The organism is Thauera butanivorans, assembly GCF_048398245.1.
Lineage (GTDB): Bacteria > Pseudomonadota > Gammaproteobacteria > Burkholderiales > Rhodocyclaceae > Thauera > Thauera butanivorans.
The window spans coordinates 3730703-3746622 of the sequence record NZ_CP183038.1 but is presented as its reverse complement, the minus strand read 5'-3'; the positions used below and the strand labels follow the sequence as shown (position 1 = coordinate 3746622).

The 15920-nt window shown below is 65.6% G+C and carries 11 protein-coding genes; 5 read left to right on the top strand and 6 right to left on the bottom strand.

What is annotated here, in order from left to right; all coding sequences use genetic code 11:
* Positions 1 to 5 precede the first annotated feature (5 nt).
* Positions 6 to 701: a tetratricopeptide repeat protein gene (locus tag ACNQFN_RS18080; protein ID WP_418647166.1), complete on the top strand. Its 696-nt coding sequence runs from the start codon at positions 6 to 8 to the stop codon at positions 699 to 701.
* Between the two features lie 86 nt (positions 702 to 787).
* Here the strand turns inward: ACNQFN_RS18080 and ACNQFN_RS18075 are convergent, their stop codons facing one another.
* The 4 genes from ACNQFN_RS18075 to ACNQFN_RS18060 all read right to left on the bottom strand — a co-directional run bounded on the left by ACNQFN_RS18075 (position 788) and on the right by ACNQFN_RS18060 (position 6809).
* The gene (locus ACNQFN_RS18075) at positions 788 to 2029 is read right to left on the bottom strand and encodes a pyridoxal-dependent decarboxylase, exosortase A system-associated (protein WP_418647165.1); all 1242 of its coding nucleotides are present in this window, start codon (positions 2027 to 2029) and stop codon (positions 788 to 790) included.
* A gap of 34 nt (positions 2030 to 2063) precedes the next feature.
* Positions 2064 to 3731 carry an asparagine synthetase B family protein gene (locus tag ACNQFN_RS18070; protein ID WP_418648932.1) on the bottom strand — a complete coding sequence of 556 codons (1668 nt, stop codon included), beginning with the start codon at positions 3729 to 3731 and terminating at the stop codon, positions 2064 to 2066.
* 273 nt (positions 3732 to 4004) lie between these two features.
* Positions 4005 to 5213, bottom strand: coding sequence for a hypothetical protein (locus ACNQFN_RS18065; RefSeq protein ID WP_418647164.1), 1209 nt, complete (start codon positions 5211 to 5213; stop codon positions 4005 to 4007).
* Positions 5214 to 5228: 15 nt separating this feature from the next.
* The gene (locus tag ACNQFN_RS18060) at positions 5229 to 6809 is read right to left on the bottom strand and encodes an acyl-CoA ligase (AMP-forming), exosortase A system-associated (protein WP_418647163.1); all 1581 of its coding nucleotides are present in this window, start codon (positions 6807 to 6809) and stop codon (positions 5229 to 5231) included.
* An 87-nt stretch (positions 6810 to 6896) separates the two neighbouring features.
* Between ACNQFN_RS18060 and ampD the strand changes: the two genes are divergently transcribed.
* Positions 6897 to 7478: a 1,6-anhydro-N-acetylmuramyl-L-alanine amidase AmpD gene (ampD, locus tag ACNQFN_RS18055; RefSeq protein WP_418647162.1), complete on the top strand. Its 582-nt coding sequence runs from the start codon at positions 6897 to 6899 to the stop codon at positions 7476 to 7478.
* Between the two features lie 368 nt (positions 7479 to 7846).
* A complete protein-coding gene (locus tag ACNQFN_RS18050) occupies positions 7847 to 8692 on the top strand; it encodes a lytic transglycosylase domain-containing protein (RefSeq protein ID WP_245650908.1) in 846 nt (281 codons plus the stop codon).
* Between the two features lie 7 nt (positions 8693 to 8699).
* Here ACNQFN_RS18050 and ACNQFN_RS18045 read toward each other — a convergent pair whose 3' ends face one another.
* Positions 8700 to 9869: a pyridoxal phosphate-dependent aminotransferase gene (locus ACNQFN_RS18045; RefSeq protein WP_418647161.1), complete on the bottom strand. Its 1170-nt coding sequence runs from the start codon at positions 9867 to 9869 to the stop codon at positions 8700 to 8702.
* 94 nt (positions 9870 to 9963) lie between these two features.
* Positions 9964 to 11823 carry a phosphoenolpyruvate carboxykinase (GTP) gene (locus ACNQFN_RS18040; RefSeq protein WP_068636880.1) on the bottom strand — a complete coding sequence of 620 codons (1860 nt, stop codon included), beginning with the start codon at positions 11821 to 11823 and terminating at the stop codon, positions 9964 to 9966.
* A gap of 428 nt (positions 11824 to 12251) precedes the next feature.
* Here ACNQFN_RS18040 and ACNQFN_RS18035 point away from each other — a divergent pair, with 428 nt between their 5' ends.
* Both ACNQFN_RS18035 and ACNQFN_RS18030 read left to right on the top strand, forming a co-directional pair.
* Complete coding sequence (locus tag ACNQFN_RS18035; protein WP_068636879.1) at positions 12252 to 14525, top strand: NADP-dependent malic enzyme; 2274 nt, start codon at positions 12252 to 12254, stop codon at positions 14523 to 14525.
* A gap of 67 nt (positions 14526 to 14592) precedes the next feature.
* Positions 14593 to 15726, top strand: a complete 1134-nt coding sequence (locus ACNQFN_RS18030; protein ID WP_068636878.1) for a patatin-like phospholipase family protein — start codon at positions 14593 to 14595, stop codon at positions 15724 to 15726.
* Positions 15727 to 15920 lie beyond the last annotated feature (194 nt).

Here is a 15920-nt window from a genome sequence, read left to right as displayed (position 1 = left end):
TGGTGATGAACGGCGAAGGAGTGAAGATGTCGCGTCGACAACCAAAGATGATGAAATTTGGTCGTGGGCTGTTGGCGAGAACAGGGATGAGCCTGTTCATGTGCGCTGCGTTCGCTGCGTCGGCGCAGGAGATGAATGCCTGCGGTAGTCTGAGTAACGGCTATGGGCCGTTCGACTATCGTTCGAACCATGATAAGCATGCCATCGTCGAACGCTTTCACTTCACTCAGGATGTCGAGCAATTGAGAGGTGGCGCGTCTTCAACCAGGATTGGTGGCGACATTGCCTATGTGCTGAGGGTGTTTCCGAATCATCCGCGGGCACTTGACGCCATGGCGCGGCTAAGCGAGCGGGAGAAAAAGCCCACTCCGGAAGGAGCGAGGTACTCAGTCGATTGCTGGTTCGAACGAGGGATGCGATTCAGGCCCGATGACGAAGTGGTCAAGATGCTGTATGGCATGCATCTGCTGCGCTCGGGAAAAAACCGCGAGGCCGTGAAGTACCTGGAGCAGGCAAAGGAGGGAGGGCAACCCAATGCCAATGTTCATTACAACCTTGGTTTGGCTTACGTCAAGCTGGGTGACTACAATGCCGCGCTGGAGAATGCCCACATCGCATATCGGCTTGGCTTCCCTCTCCCTGGACTCAAGAATCAGTTGATGCGTGCTGGCAAGTGGCGAGAGGCCGTGTCTGACCGTTAGTCTTTTTTTGCCGCCGGGGGCCGCCCCCAGGCGAAAAGCCCCTCCTCGGGAGGGGCGCGAGAAGGGCCCATTCGCCTGGACGGATGTCAGACGAGCACTTCCGTCACCTCCGGATGTCCCAGAAACCGTTGCGGACTGGCGCTGGCACCGTAGGCTCCCGACTGGTAGATGACGACGAGGTCGCCCGGTTCGGCATTGGGCAGGCTCATGCGGTCCGCCAGCAGATCGAGCGGGGTGCAGAGTGGGCCGACCACGGAGACAGATTCTTGAGCCGGAGTGTCCATGCGGTTGGCGATGGCGGCGGGGTAGTTCTTGCGGATGACCTGGCCGAAGTTGCCCGAGGCCGACAGGTGGTGGTGCAGGCCGCCGTCGGTGACGAGATAGGTGTGGCCGCGCGAGATTTTCTTGTCGATCACCCTGGCGACGTACAGGCCGGCTTCGCCGACCAGGTAGCGGCCCAGTTCGATGACGATTTCGGCCTCGGGCAGAGCCTGCTTCGCCTGTTCTGCGATGTCGGCGAGGTTGGCGCCGATGGGGGCGAGGTCCAGCGGCTGCTCGCCGGGGAAGTAGGGAATGCCGAAGCCGCCGCCCAGGTTGAGGAACCTGATCGGCGAGGGCGCATGCTCGGCGAGCCGGCATGCCAGCGCGTAGCTTTTCTGCTGCGCTTCGACGATGGCTTCGGGCTTGAGGTTCTGCGAACCGGCGAACAGGTGGAAGCCTTCGAAAGCCAGGCCGGCGCGGCCGATTTCGGCCAGCAGTTCGGGTACCTGCTCGGCGTCGACGCCGAACTGCTTGGGACCGCCGCCCATCTTCATGCCGGAGGACTTGAGTTCGAAATCGGGATTGACGCGCACCGCGACGCGTGCCGGCAGGCCGAGCGCCTGCTGCGCGGCAGCCAGCAAGGGCACTTCGCGAAAGGATTCGACGTTGATGAGGATGCCGGCGGCGACGGCCTGGTGCAGTTCGGTCTCGGTCTTGCCCGGTCCGGCGAAGCTGATTTCGCGCGGATCGGCGCCGGCGTCCAGCGCCACCATGAGCTCGCCGGCCGAAGCCACGTCGATGCCATCGACCAGGCGCGCCATGTGGCCCACCAGGGCGGGCATCGGGTTGGCCTTCATCGCGTAGTGCAGCTTGACTGCCTTGGGCAGCGCTGCGCGTAGGTGGGCCACGCGGGCGTCGAGCAGGCTGCGGTCGTAGGCGTAGAACGGCGTACGGCCGACGCGGGCAGCGATGCGGCTGATCGGCTGGCCGTTAATGACGAGATCGCTGCCCGCGGTGCGGAACTGCGACATCGGGGTATGGACGGGGGCTTGGCGGACTTCGGTCATGTCAGGATTCGTTTCGTATGCAGGGAGTGATGGATCAGTCGTGCAGATGCTCGCGCATCCAGAACTCCATCATCATCAGGATCCACACCATTTCGCCGTAGTAGCCGGGGTAGGCCGGGAGATGGGTGGAAAGGAGTTCGTCGATGAAGCCTGGGCGCACGATGCCGCGCTTGCGGAAACTGTTCAGTGCGTCGGTGGCGAGCGCCTTCAGCCCGGCATGCTGGCAGGCCCATACGCCGAAAGGCAGGCCGAAACCGTGCTTCTTCTTGGCGATGATCTCGTCGGGCAGGAAACCGCGCAGGGCTTCCTTGAAGAACCAGCGCAGGGTCAGGCGCTTGAGCTTCCATTCCGGCAGCAGGCCGGTGGAGAAGTCGGTGAGTTCGTCGCTGAGCAGCGGGAAGGCCACATCGACGCCGGCCAGTTGCGTGGTGCCGATGACCTTGGGCAGATCGTTGTCGGCGAGAGTGTATTTCCAGTCGTAGTTGAGCAGGCGGTTGATGTGCGAGCGGGCGTTGGTCGCCTGCCAGACTTCGCGCTGTTCACGCTTGGGCTGTTCGAGGTCGATGCGGGCGAGGAAGTCGGGCTCGAACACGGTGTCCATGCCCAGGCGTACCAGCATGTTGTACATGTGGATGCGGTCGGGCATCGGTACGCGCGCCTGTTCGACGTAACTGACGCCCTTCTTCACCACCGGGATGCGGTCCATGCCCGGCAGCGCCAGCGTGGGTTCGAGCAGACCGCGGCGCACGAGACCCGGAATGCCTTCGTACCAGCCGAACACCCGCTGCTTGGCATAACGGGTGTTGCCGCCGAAAAGCTCGTCGCCACCGTCGCCGGCGAGCATCTTGTCGATGCCGTCCTCGCGGGCCCGGCTGGCGCAGATCCATGCCGGCACTGCCGACGAATTGCCGAAAGGCTGGTCGTAGTGGGTGGCGACCTTGGGGATGCCGTCGAGCAGGTCGTCAGGGGTGACGTAGTATTCCCGGTGATCGGCGCCGAAGCGCCGGGCGGCAATGCGGGCGTACTCCATCTCGTCGTAGCCGCTGGCATCGAAGCCGATCGAGTAGCTGCGGGCGGGCCGGCCGAGGACCTTGCACAGCATGCCGGTGACGGTGGAGCTGTCGGTGCCGCCGGACAGGAAGCAGCCGATTTCGGTGCCTTCGGCTTCGCGACGCACGCCGTCTTCGATGATCTGCAGGAAGCGCGCCTTGGATTCCTCGAGATTCGGCCTGGCATCCTCGTCGAAGCGGGGCTGCCACCAGCGCCGGCATTCCGCCTTGCCGTCCTGCCACCTGAGCAGATGCCCCTGCGGCAGCCGATACACGCCCTCGAAAATGGTCGTGGGCGCGGGAATCATGTGGAAGAAGAGGTATTCGAACACCGCTTGCGACGAGACTTGCCGGCGGATGCCGGGAACGGCGTTGGCCCGATCGGAGAAGTGCAGCCGCCCGTCTCGTTCGGCGTAGCACACCGGCCAGGTGCCGAACCGGTCGGTGGCAAGCAGCGCCTCGCGGCCGTCGAGCCCGACGAGAATGACGCTGAAGCGGCCGCTTGCCTGCTGCAGGGCGTCGTCGCCGTGGCTGCGGAAGGCCTGTACCCAGGCGGCTGCGGCTCCGCGCTGTTCCTTGGTCTGCTGCAGGGCGGCGTCCTTGAAGCGCGGATTGCCGAGAGCGAGGCAGATCTGACCGTCGCCCTGGAACACTGCCACGTCGGCCCTGTAGCCGATTGCGCCTCGTGGCAACTGGAGCCGTGCCAATTGATTGGGGAAATCGCTGCTTGCGTCCGTGACTGTGCCGGACGCATGAAGAACACCGCAAAACAGCTCTAGCACACCGTACTCCGTTGGCCGCTGGGGCCGAGAAAGATCAAAAACGTGCAAATGATGCCGTATGAAGCACGAATTGTCAGTGATTCCCGTCACCGCGGCATGACATGAACCTTGCTTCGCTGGCCGTGCCGGGTGAGTTGCAACTGCTCAGTCGCCGCTTTGCAGCGCACCGGGCAGCCAACTGTGCCCTGACGGCAGAGGCCGGGTACCCAGCGGCAGGGCGAATTCGGCATCGGGGACCAGCGATACGTCTCCCACGCTGCCGGCAGGCTCCGTAATCCAGCGCAGCAGGCTGGTGCCTTGCGGCCGAAAATCCAGCGTGCCCGGGTCGCGCAGGCCGCCAGGGGGCAGCGGAACATTGCCCCGGAATGTGCCGCTGGCGGCGAGCGTGAATGCGCCGATGCCAACCGTCAGGTTGTTGATGCCGAGAATTTCGGTATCGGGTGGCAGCCTCTCGGAGAAGGTGCGCAGGAACCAGGTGCCGGTCAGGCGGTCGCTGAGCAGCGTGTTGTGCGCGAGATAGAGCGCATTTTCGGGCCAGAACTGACCTTCGGCGCCATAGGCGACCACGATCGGGTTCTGCGTGTTGACACTCTGACCGATGATGTTGCCGATGACGAATGCGACGCCGCCATTGGGCAGATCGAGCTCGTAGGAGGCTTCGCCGAGCGGGCCGTCATAAAGCAGGTTGTAGCGGATGTCGTTGTGGCGTGCTCGAGTCTTGACCAGGTGGCCGCGGTAGCCTTGGTGGAAGCGGCTGCCGCTGAGTTCGAAGCGGGCGATGCGGCCGACGTAGAGCAGGTGGGGAAGGGAGTGCTCCTGGCGTGGCGCCTGTGCGAACAGGCTGTCGCGGATAGTGAGCTCGGCATCGGTGAAATTTGCCGTGAGTATGCCATTCTGATTGTCGATGAAGGCGCAGTTCCGTACTTCGAGGCGGCCGCGCTCGAAGCGGATGCCCGCGCCATTGCCGCCACGAATCCTTGCCCCCCGGAACTCGATGTTTTCGATGCGGATGTTGCCGTTGCGGATGACCCAGATGGCCTTGCCTTCGGCGATCCTGCCGCCGGCGATCAGCACCGGGCGCTCGCCGATGCCGCGGATCAGCAGTTCCTTTTGCCGCCATACGGTGACGTCGCCCCGATATTCTCCGGGCATGATCTCGACGATGTCGCCGTCGCGGGCAGCTTTTGCCGCATCGGCGATCCGCTCGAAAGCTTCGCCCGGGCCGACGCGCAACACGGCTGCGGCGAGGTCGAGGGACAGGGCGAGGCCGACGATGAGCAGACCGCAGCGGAGCGCCGCAGCGCTGCTGCAAACGCCGTGCAGAGCTGATCCTGGGCTGAGTGTGGCGGACATGCTCGGGGCGGCTTGTCAGATTTCGCTCGACAAGGTCTTGCGGTCGATCTTGCCATTCGGGTTGCGCGGCAACGGCCCGTCGCGCACTTCGATGCGGCTCGGCACCATGTAGGCCGGCATGCGCTGGCGGCATTCCGCCAGCAGGGCTGCGCTGTCGAGCGTGCCGCCCTGCGGCGGGGTGGCGATGACGGTGATGCTCTGGCCGAGCGTGTCGTGTTCGACGCCGAAGGCGGCGCATTCGCCGACCAGCCGGGTGGCGTAGAGGATTTCCTCGACTTCGGTGGGGCTGACGCGGTAGCCCGAGGTCTTGATCATCTCGTCGCGGCGGCCGATGAAGTACAGGAAGCCTTCCTCGTCGCGACGCACGGTGTCACCCGAGAATACCGCCAGTTCCGGCAGGACGAGGCCGCTCTGGCGGCCGGGCGCATGGCTCGGCAGTGGCTTGAAGCGTTCGGCGGTCTTCTCCGGGTCGTTCCAGTAGCCCATCGCCACCAGCGCGCCGCGCTGGACGAGTTCGCCCGGTTCGTTGGGCGCGCATTCGCTGCCGTCCTCGCGCAGCACGACCACGTCGGCGTTCGGGATGGCCTTGCCGATGGAGTCGGGCCGGCGGTCGGCTTCCTCGGGCGGCAGGTAGGTGGCGCGGAAGGCTTCGGTGAGGCCGTACATCAGGAAGGGTTTGGTCTTCGGCAGCATGCTGCGCAACTTGGTCAGCGTCTCCAGTGGCATGCGTCCGCCGGTGTTGGCGATGTAGCGCAGATGTTCGGTGACGGTGTCGGGCCACTGGAGCTGCGAAAGCTGGATCCACAGCGGCGGAACGGCGGTGAGGCCGGTGACCTTTTCCTTTTCGACCGCCTTCAGCACGTCGCGCGGCAGCAGGTAGTTGAGCAGCACCACGCGCGCGCCGCTGTGGAAGGCGGTGCTCAGCTGCGAGAAGCCGGCGTCGAAGGACAGCGGCAGGGCGGCCAGCAAGGTGTCGTCGGCGCGGTTCTCGAGGTATTGGGCGACGCTCTTCGCGCCCGCGACCATGTTGCGGTGCGACAGCACGACACCCTTCGGCCGGCCGGTGCTGCCCGAGGTATACAGGATGGCGGCCATGTCGGCGTCGATGACGCGGTGGCCGGGGGTGGCGGGCGCGGCGAGCAGATCGCCCAGGCGGTGCACCGAGGCGCCGGGCAGCGAGGGCAGTTCGGCCGGCGCGCCGGTCAGTACGACGTGGCGCAGGTCGTGGCAGCTGCCGAGCACGCCGGCCAGTGCGGAGAAGCGTTCGGGCGAGGTCAGCAATACGCGGACGTTGCAGTCCTGCAGGATGTAGCCGACCTGCTCGGCTTTCAGGATGGGGTTCACCGGCACGAACACCCCGCCCGCGGCAGTGGTGCCGAACATGCCGACGACGGTTTCGATGCGCTTGTCCAGATAGATGCCGACACGTTCGCTGCGTTCCATGCCCAACTGGCGCAGACCGGCAGCAAAGGCCCGGATGTCGGCGGCAAGTTGCGCATAGCTGCGGTGTTCGGCGCCGAAGCTGAGCGCGGGAGCGTCGGCGTCGCGTTCGGCCGAGGCGAGGATGAGCTGGTGCAGCAGGTGGGTGTGGTTCATTTCGGGTCGTTCGGACAGGCGGGAAATTGCGCAGCGCATTAGGTTAACGCCTCGGCATGTCGGGCACAACGCGTCGGCCACCTTGGCATGCCCGGGGGTTTGCTGTTAACGTCGCTGCGCCCATTGTCGTCCAGGATCGCCGTGAGCATCGTGAACCTTTACCTGCCCTCACCAAACTTCGATGTGCGCCCGGAGGGCGAAAGCGTCCGCCTCATCGTGGTGCATGCGATCAGTTTGCCGCCGGACCAGTTTGGCGGGCCGGGGGTGGCGCAGTTGTTCACCAATGCGCTGGACCCGGATGAGCACCCGTACTACGCCTCGATCCACCATCTTCGGGTGTCGGCTCATTATTTCATTCGCCGCGATGGCATGGTGATCCGCTTCGTCGATCCGGACCTGCGGGCCTGGCATGCGGGGGTTTCGAGCTGGAACGGACAGGAGCGTTGCAACGATTTTTCGATCGGGATCGAGCTGGAAGGCTGCGATACGCTGCCCTTCGAGGATGTCCAGTATCGGCGCCTGGCCGAACTGGTCGTCGAACTGGAGCAGCGCTACCCGATCGAGGCGGTCGTCGGGCATGCCGACATCGCGCCGGGCAGAAAGACCGATCCGGGGCCCTGCTTCGACTGGGATCGGCTCGATCGCTGTGTTTCCGCCCGGAAGGGGTGAGCGGCGCTGCTTGCTGGTCGATCAATTCCGGGGATGTGTCAAGCCGGTACGTCACAGATGGCGCACCAAGTTTTGACAAAATGTTTTTGCCACAATAGAATCCGCCCGATGTTGCTTTGCAGCAATCTTATTGACTCATAAATCGATCTCGGTGCGGCGCCTTCCTCCAGGGGAGACGCAGTTTCATGGACGCACGCACCGCGGGGCCCGCTGTCTGGTTGCGGCGACGGGCTTGAACACCTACTGGCGACCGAGTGTGACTGCACTCAGGAGCGGCTGATCCGCCGCTTCGGAGACGGCTTGCGCGATACCTGCGCGGGCTTCTGGATGCCCACCATGGCAATCCTGCGCAGCCCTCAGGCCACAGCATGGAGGACACCATGAAACACGCAACTCGAATCAACGCGCTCGCGCGCCAGGCGAGCGGGGCCGCGTTCGGTATTGCGCACGGTGCCGTTCTTTTCTTTGGCCTTGCGGGCATGGCTTACCTGGGGCACGACGGCGGCAGCCGCCCCGTGATCGGCTATGCCGATCTGCGCGTGCAGGGCAAGGCGGCGCCGACGGTGAGCGAAGCGGCGATGGTGCTGGCGGATGCGCATCGCGCCCAGCCGGCGCTGGTCGCGACGCAGAAGCCGGAACCGGGCTTGTCCGCGCCGAGCGCTCGCAAGCCATCGCCGGCGCTTGCGTCGCTCCGCATGCCGGCCTTCGATCTGGAAGACGGAGACGACGGGCTGTCACCCGAGATGCTCCGGGTGCGCGACTGGATCACCGATACCTATCGGGTGTCGGGGGACGTGATCGAGCCGGCCTTGATGGCGGCCGAGGAATCGGCCGAGGAGCATGGCTTCGATCCCTTGCTGATCGTCGCGATCATGGCGGTCGAGTCCAGCTTCAACCCGCGCGCGGTCAGCAACATGGGCGCCCAGGGCCTGATGCAGGTCATCCCGCGCTATCACCAGGACAAGATCGGCCAGGGACGCGGCAAGTACGCGCTGTTCGACCCGACCCTGAACGTGCGCGTGGGCACCTTGGTGCTGCAGGAGGGGCTGCAGCGCTACGGTTCCTTGCAACGTGCCCTGCAGTACTACAACGGCTCGCTGAAGGATCCGAATGCGCGCTATACGCGCAAGGTGATGGCGATCAAGAAGCGCCTGGTGGCGGCTTCGGGTCGCGAGGCCGTGGTGCGGAACGAAACGCCGGCGTCCGCCGGCTGACAGCAGCCTACAGCCTGAGCCGGGCGATGCGCTCGGCCGCTTCCAGCAGGCGTTCGCGCCGCGTCGTGTAGGCGATGCGCAGGTGCCGGTGCGGCAGGTGATGGCCGAAGTCCAGGCCGGGCGTGGCAGCGATGCCGGCTTCCTCGATCAGGCGGTGCGCCAGCGCTTCGGCATCGTCCGCCAGCTTCGACACGTCGGTGTAGATGTAGAACGCCCCCTGCGGCTCGGTCGCCACCGTGAAGCCGAGGCTGCGCAGCGCCGGCAGCAGGGTGTCGCGGCGCTCGCCGAACGCGTGCCGGCGCGCTTCCAGAATCTCCAGCGTTTCCGGGCGAAAAGCCGCCAGCGCCGCATGCTGCGCCGGCGTCGATGGCGAGATGAAGAAATGCTGCGCGAGCTTCTCGATGTCGCGCACGATGCCGGCCGGTGCCACCAGCCAGCCCAGGCGCCAGCCCGTCATGCCGAAGTACTTCGAGAAGCTGTTGACCACGAATACGTCGTCGGCGGCATTCAGCGCCGGATGGGCGAGGGCGGTCGCCGCCTCCACGCCGTAGCTGAGGCCCTGGTAGATCTCATCGACGATCAGCACGCCGCGTCGGGCATGCGTGACGGCATGCAGCGCGGCGATTTCGTCGACCTCCAGCAGCGTGCCGGTCGGGTTCGAAGGCGTTGCCACCATCAGGCCGCGGCAGTGGCTGCCCCAGGCGGCCTCGACCTGCTCCGGCGTGGGCTGATAGCGGCTCGCGGCATCCACCGGCAGCCCTCGCGCCCGGCCTTCGAAACTGCGCACCAGATGACGGTTGGACGGGTAGCCCGGATCGGGCAGCAGCCATTCGTCTCCCGGCTCGGTCGTCGCCGCCAGCGCCAGCATCAGCGCGCCCGAGGCGCCGGCGGTGACGACGATGCGTTCGGGCGCGACGTCCGCACCGAAGCGGTCGTGATAGAAGCGGGCGATGGCTTCACGCAGTGCGGGCAGGCCCAGGCCGGCAGTGTAATGCACGTCGCCGCTGGCGATGAAGCGTGTTGCGGCGTCGATGACGGGCTGCGGAGTGGGGAAGTCCGGTTCGCCGACTTCCATGTGGATGATGTCGCGGCCCTGCGCTTCAAGTTCGCGCGCGCGGCGCAGCAGCTCCATGACGTGGAAGGGCTGGATGTCGTCGAGGCGGCTCGAGCGGTGCATGGCTTGATCGTCCTGGTGAAGGTGGGGTGGCATTCCCCGGAAAGCGAAAAAGCGCCGACCCGCGGCGCTTTTTCGTCGTGGAGCCGGCCGGTGTTCAGTCGGCGTTCAGCGCTAGCTCGAACAGCTCGCGCTTCAGCGCCAGTTGGCGCGGCAGGCGGTCCTGCAGCTTGTCGAACCATTCCTTGTGGGCGTTCAGCTCGGTGCGCCAGGCGTCGGCGTCGACCTGGGTCAGGGCCTCGAATTCTTCACGGCTGATGTCGGTGCCGGTCCAGTCGAGGTCCTCGAAGCGCGGCATCCAGCCCAGTGCGGTTTCCTTGGCGGAGATGCGGCCCTTGCAGCGGTCGATGATCCACTTCAGCACACGCATGTTGTCGCCGAAGCCGGGCCACATGAATTCGCCCTTCTCGTTCATGCGGAACCAGTTCACGCAGAAGATCTTCGGCGTGTCTTCGACGGCGTGGCCCATGCGCAGCCAGTGGTTGAAGTAGTCGCCCATGTGGTAGCCGCAGAAGGGCAGCATCGCGAACGGGTCGCGGCGCACCACGCCCTGCGCGCCGAAGGCGGCGGCGGTGGTTTCGGAGCCCAGCGTCGAGGCCATGTAGACGCCGAAGTTCCAGTTGAAGGCCTGGTACACCAGCGGCACCGTGGTGGCGCGGCGGCCGCCGAAGATGAAGGCCGAGATCGGCACGCCGGCGGGTTCTTCCCAGGCGGCGTCGATCGACGGGCACTGGCCGGCCGGCGCGGTGAAACGCGAGTTCGGGTGCGCCGCCTTGCGGCCGGTTTCCCTGGCGATCTCGGGCGTCCAGTCCTTGCCCTGCCAGTCGATCAGGTGGGCGGGGGCTTCCTTGCTCATGCCTTCCCACCACACGTCGCCGTCGTCGGTCAGCGCGACGTTGGTGAAGATGATGTTTTCCTTCAGCGTCGCCATGGCGTTGAAGTTGGTCTTCTCGGAGGTGCCGGGGGCGACGCCGAAGAAGCCGGCTTCGGGGTTGATGGCGTAGAAGCGGGTGCTGCCGTCGGCTTCCTTGCGCGGCTTGATCCAGGCGATGTCGTCGCCCACGGTGGTGATCTTCCAGCCGTCGAAGCTCTTGGGCGGGATCAGCATGGCGAAGTTGGTCTTGCCGCAGGCCGATGGGAAGGCGGCGGCGACGTAGCTCTTCTCGCCGTCGGGCGATTCGACGCCGAGGATCAGCATGTGCTCGGCCAGCCAGCCTTCGTCGCGCGCCATGGTGGAGGCGATGCGCAGCGCGAAGCACTTCTTGCCCAGCAGCGCGTTGCCGCCGTAGCCCGAGCCGTAGGACCAGATCTCGCGCGTTTCGGGGAAATGCACGATGTACTTGGTGGTGGGGTTGCACGGCCAGCGGCTGTCCTTCTCGCCGTGCGCCAGCGGCGCGCCGACGCTATGCACGCAGGGCACGAACTCGCCGTCGGCGCCGAGCACGTCGAGCGCGCCGCGGCCCATGCGCGTCATCGTGCGCATGTTGGTGACGACGTAGGGGCTGTCGGAGATCTCGATGCCGATGTGGGCGATCGGGCTGCCGAGCGGGCCCATCGAGAACGGGATCACGTACATCGTGCGGCCGTGCATCGAACCCTTGAACAGCCCGTTCAGGGTCTCGCGCATCACCGCCGGGTCCTCCCAGTTGTTGGTGGGGCCGGCGTCGGCCTTGTCACGGGAGCAGATGAAGGTGCGGTCTTCGACGCGGGCGACGTCGGAGGGGTCGGACCAGGCGAGGTAGGAGTTCTTGCGCTTTTCCGGGTTGAGCTTGATCAGCATGCCGGATTCGACCATTTCGGCGCACAGGCGGTCGTATTCTTCCTGCGAGCCGTCGCACCAGACCACCTGGTCGGGCTCGGTGAGGGCGGCGATTTCGCCGACCCACTTCTTGAGGCCTTCGTGGCGAACGTATTCGGGGGCAGCGGCAATGGCCGCCTGGGCGTGGTTCTGAGACATGTGTACAGCTCTCCCGTGCTGTGATGCGAAACCATTCCCGTCGGTCGGCCATCGTCGAGGCGGTCTGCTGCCTGGCCGGCGGGCTGCGTGGGTGCCGGCGGCACCCGATGTCCGGTCACGGTTTCGCGAAGGCGGGCCGCGACCGGCGAAAGCCCATAATTATGCCACGGCCGATGCCGGATCATGAATTGGATATGCTCGTAAGTGATTGGCTCGTCCGGGGACGTTTATGATGATGCCGCGGGGTGCATTGCTTCCCTTTCAGTTTCCTTTCACATCGCAAATCGCGTTTTCGGAATGCGGAAAATTGGTAATCGCGGTATCCTCGGCAGGGTCGCGCGCGCGTTGCCCTGCCTGCTCCGATGCCGGGAGCGGTCGATGCTGCGTGCCGCGCGCTCCATACCAGAAGACGAGACAGGAAAGAGACCATGGATGAACTGATCCGCAGTGCCGCCCTCGACTATCATCGCTATCCGCGCCCGGGCAAGATTTCGGTCACGCCGACCAAGGTGTTGTCCAACCAGCGGGATCTGTCGCTGGCCTATTCGCCCGGTGTGGCTGCCGCATGCGACGCGATCGTCGAGGACCCCGCGCAGGCGGCCGAGCTCACCGCGCGTTCGAACCTGATCGGTGTCGTCACCAACGGCACGGCGGTGCTGGGCCTGGGCAACATCGGCCCGCTGGCGTCCAAGCCGGTCATGGAAGGCAAGGGCGTGCTGTTCAAGAAGTTCGCCGGCATCGACGTCTTCGACCTCGAGATCGACGAGCCCGACGCCGACAAGCTGATCGACATGATCGCCGCGCTCGAGCCGACTTTCGGCGGCATCAACCTCGAGGACATCAAGGCGCCGGAGTGCTTCTACATCGAGAAGAAGCTGCGCGAGCGCATGAAGATTCCGGTCTTCCACGACGACCAGCACGGCACCGCGATCGTGGTCGGCGCCGCCATCCTCAACGGCCTGCACCTGCAGGGCAAGGCGCTGAATCAGGTCAAGGTGGTGACCTCGGGCGCCGGCGCTGCGGCGCTGGCCTGCCTGGGCCTGCTCGAAAAGCTCGGCGTGCCGGTCGACAACATCTGGGTCACCGACATCGAGGGCGTGGTCTATGAGGGCCGCACGGCGCTGATGGACCCGATCAAGGCGCGCTACGCCAAGCGCACCGATGCCCGTACGCTGGGCGAGATCATCGAAGGCGCCGACGTCTTCCTCGGCCTGTCGGCGGGCGGTGTGCTCAAGCCGGAGATGGTGGCGAAGATGGCGCCGCGGCCGATGATCCTGGCGCTGGCCAACCCGACGCCCGAGATCCTGCCGGAGCAGGTCAAGGAAGTGCGCGACGACGCGCTGATCGCCACCGGCCGTTCGGATTACCCGAACCAGGTCAACAACGTGCTGTGCTTCCCCTTCATCTTCCGTGGCGCGCTCGATGTCGGCGCCACCACGATTTCCGACGAGATGCAGCTTGCCGCGGTGAAGGCGATCGCCGAACTGGCGCGCGTCGAGCAGAGCGACATCGTCGCGGCCGCCTACGGCGAGAAGGTCGGCGGCTTCGGCCCCGACTACATCATTCCGCGTCCCTTCGACCCGCGCCTGATCGTCAAGATCGCACCCGCGGTGGCCGAGGCGGCGATGACCTCGGGTGTGGCGACGCGGCCGATCACCGACTGGGATGCCTACCGTGCCCAGCTCAACAATTTCGTCTGGCAGTCCGGCCTGATCATGAAGCCGGTGTTCGCCGCCGCACGCGCGAACCCGAAGCGCATCATCTTTGCCGAAGGCGAGTCCGAGAAAGTGCTGCGCGCGGTGCAGCAGGTGGTCGACGAAGGCCTGGCGCGGCCGATCCTGATCGGCCGTCCCGAGGTGGTGAAGTCCAACATCGAACGCTTCGGCCTGCGCATGCTGGCCGATCGCGACTACGAACTGGTCAACCCCGATTCGGACCCGCGCTTCAACCAGTTGTGGCAGCACTACCACGAACTGATGGAACGCCACGGGGTGTCGGTGGAGTACGCCAAGAAGGAAGTCCGCCGCCGCACGACGCTGATCGGCACGCTGCTGCTCAAGTTCGGCTACGGCGACGGGCTGATCTGCGGCACCTACGGCATGCACCGCCTGCACCGCGAGTTCGTCGAATCCGTGCTCGGCCGTCGCGAAGGCGTCGAGCATCTCTACACGGTCAACCTGCTCAGCCTGCCGGGCCGCACCCTGTTCCTGGCCGACACCTACGTCAATTACGACCCGACCTCGGAGCAGATCGTCGAGATGACCTTGCTGGCGGCCGAGGAAATGAAGCGCTTCGGTGTCGAGCCAAAGGTGGCCCTGCTGTCGCATTCGTCCTTCGGTTCGGCCGATTCGCCGACCGCCGGGAAGATGCGCGCCGCGCTGCACACGCTGCACGAGCAGCACCCCGATCTCGCCGTCGAAGGCGAAATGCATGGCGACTCGGCGCTGGATGCCAGGCATCGCCTGCAGATCTTCCCCAACGCCAGGATGCGCGAGGATGCGAACCTGCTGATCTTCCCGACCCTGGATGCGGCCAACATCGCCTTCAACCTGCTCAAGAACGCCGCGGGCGAAGGCATGACCGTGGGGCCGATCCTGCTGGGGGCGTCCAAGCCGGTCCATATCCTGACGCCTTCCGCCACCGTCCGGCGCATCATCAACATGACGGCGCTGACCGTCGTCGAAGCCGGCCAGCGAGACTGATGTGCTTGCCGCCTGCCGCCTTCATCGTTCATCCTTTGCGCATGGCAACACGTGGGCATGATGGACGATGACGGCGGGGAGGCCGCAGACAGCGCTGGTGCTGACGGGCGGCGGCGCGCGCGCCGCCTATCAGGTCGGCGTGCTGGCCGCGGTCAGTGAACTGCGCGGCCGTCGCGCGGGCAACCCCTTTCCCATCCTGTGCGGCACCTCGGCCGGCGCGATCAACGCAACTGCGCTGGCGGTGTTCTCGCGCAGCTTCAAGTATGGCGTCTCGCGGCTCGAGTACATCTGGCGCAATCTCCACGTAGATCAGATCTATCGTGCCGATGCCCCTGCCGTGCTCGGCAGCATCGGGCGCTGGGGCCTGGCGCTGACGACCGGCTGGGCCGTGCGCCAGACCCCCCGTTCGCTGCTCGACAACGCGCCCTTGGGCGAGTTGTTGGGTCGGGTGCTGGATTTCACCGAAATCGGCCGAGCCATCGAGCGTGGCCATCTGCGGGCGCTGAGCGTCACGGCCTCCGGCTACTCCTCGGGCGAGAGCCTGGCCTTCTTCGAGGCCGCGCCCGACATCCAGCCGTGGCGGCGCACGCATCGCATGGGTGTGCGCAGCTGTATCGGCGTCGATCACCTGATGGCCAGCAGTGCCCTGCCTTTCGTCTTTCCGGCGGTGCATATTCATCGCGAGTTCTTCGGTGACGGCTCGATGCGCCAGCTGGCGCCGGTCAGTCCGGCAATCCACCTGGGGGCCGACCGGATCATGGTGGTCGGTGCGGGGCGGCTCGCGGAGGAGGTGCGCCAGCGGGGGGAGGACTATCCATCGCCGGCCCAGATCGCCGGGCATGCGATGTCGAGCATCTTTCTCGATACGCTCGCGGTCGATCTCGAGCGGCTCGACCGGATCAACCGAAGCCTGGCGCTGATGACGGCCGAAGAGCGGAGAGCTTCGGCCGGCCTGAAGCCCATCGAAACGCTGGTGATGCTGCCTTCGCGCCGGCTCGACACCATCGCCGGCCAGCATCGCCTGGCCTTGCCGCGTACCCTGCGTACCGTGCTGCGCAGCCTGGGCGCGATGCGCAGCGAGGGTTCGGCGCTGCTGTCCTACCTGTTGTTCGAGCCGGCATTCACGAATGCGCTGATCGGGCTGGGTTACGAGGACACGATGGCGCGGCGCGGCGAAGTGAGCGATTTCCTTCGCCTCTAGTGGCGCCGGCGGCGCATGGATTTCATGGAGCGGAACGGTTCGGCTGCGTGAGGCCGCCGTCTACGGCCGTGCAGCGGCCAGGCATGGCGGCATTTTTTGTATCAGGCGATGCCGCGTGGCTGTGTTCGTGTGACAATTCGCACCTGCCTGCGAATTTGCTTCAAATAGCCTTGTTATCTGATTATTTTTACTGC

Coding starts and splice junctions, on each gene's coding strand:
- ACNQFN_RS18060 (WP_418647163.1), bottom strand. CDS start 6,809: ATGAACCACACCCACCTGCTGCACCAGCTCATCCTCGCCTCGGCCGAA.
- ACNQFN_RS18045 (WP_418647161.1), bottom strand. CDS start 9,869: ATGCACCGCTCGAGCCGCCTCGACGACATCCAGCCCTTCCACGTCATG.
- ACNQFN_RS18040 (WP_068636880.1), bottom strand. CDS start 11,823: ATGTCTCAGAACCACGCCCAGGCGGCCATTGCCGCTGCCCCCGAATAC.
- ACNQFN_RS18030 (WP_068636878.1), top strand. CDS start 14,593: ATGACGGCGGGGAGGCCGCAGACAGCGCTGGTGCTGACGGGCGGCGGC.
- ACNQFN_RS18075 (WP_418647165.1), bottom strand. CDS start 2,029: ATGACCGAAGTCCGCCAAGCCCCCGTCCATACCCCGATGTCGCAGTTC.
- ACNQFN_RS18050 (WP_245650908.1), top strand. CDS start 7,847: ATGGAGGACACCATGAAACACGCAACTCGAATCAACGCGCTCGCGCGC.
- ACNQFN_RS18035 (WP_068636879.1), top strand. CDS start 12,252: ATGGATGAACTGATCCGCAGTGCCGCCCTCGACTATCATCGCTATCCG.
- ACNQFN_RS18080 (WP_418647166.1), top strand. CDS start 6: ATGAACGGCGAAGGAGTGAAGATGTCGCGTCGACAACCAAAGATGATG.
- ACNQFN_RS18065 (WP_418647164.1), bottom strand. CDS start 5,213: ATGTCCGCCACACTCAGCCCAGGATCAGCTCTGCACGGCGTTTGCAGC.
- ampD (WP_418647162.1), top strand. CDS start 6,897: ATGCCCGGGGGTTTGCTGTTAACGTCGCTGCGCCCATTGTCGTCCAGG.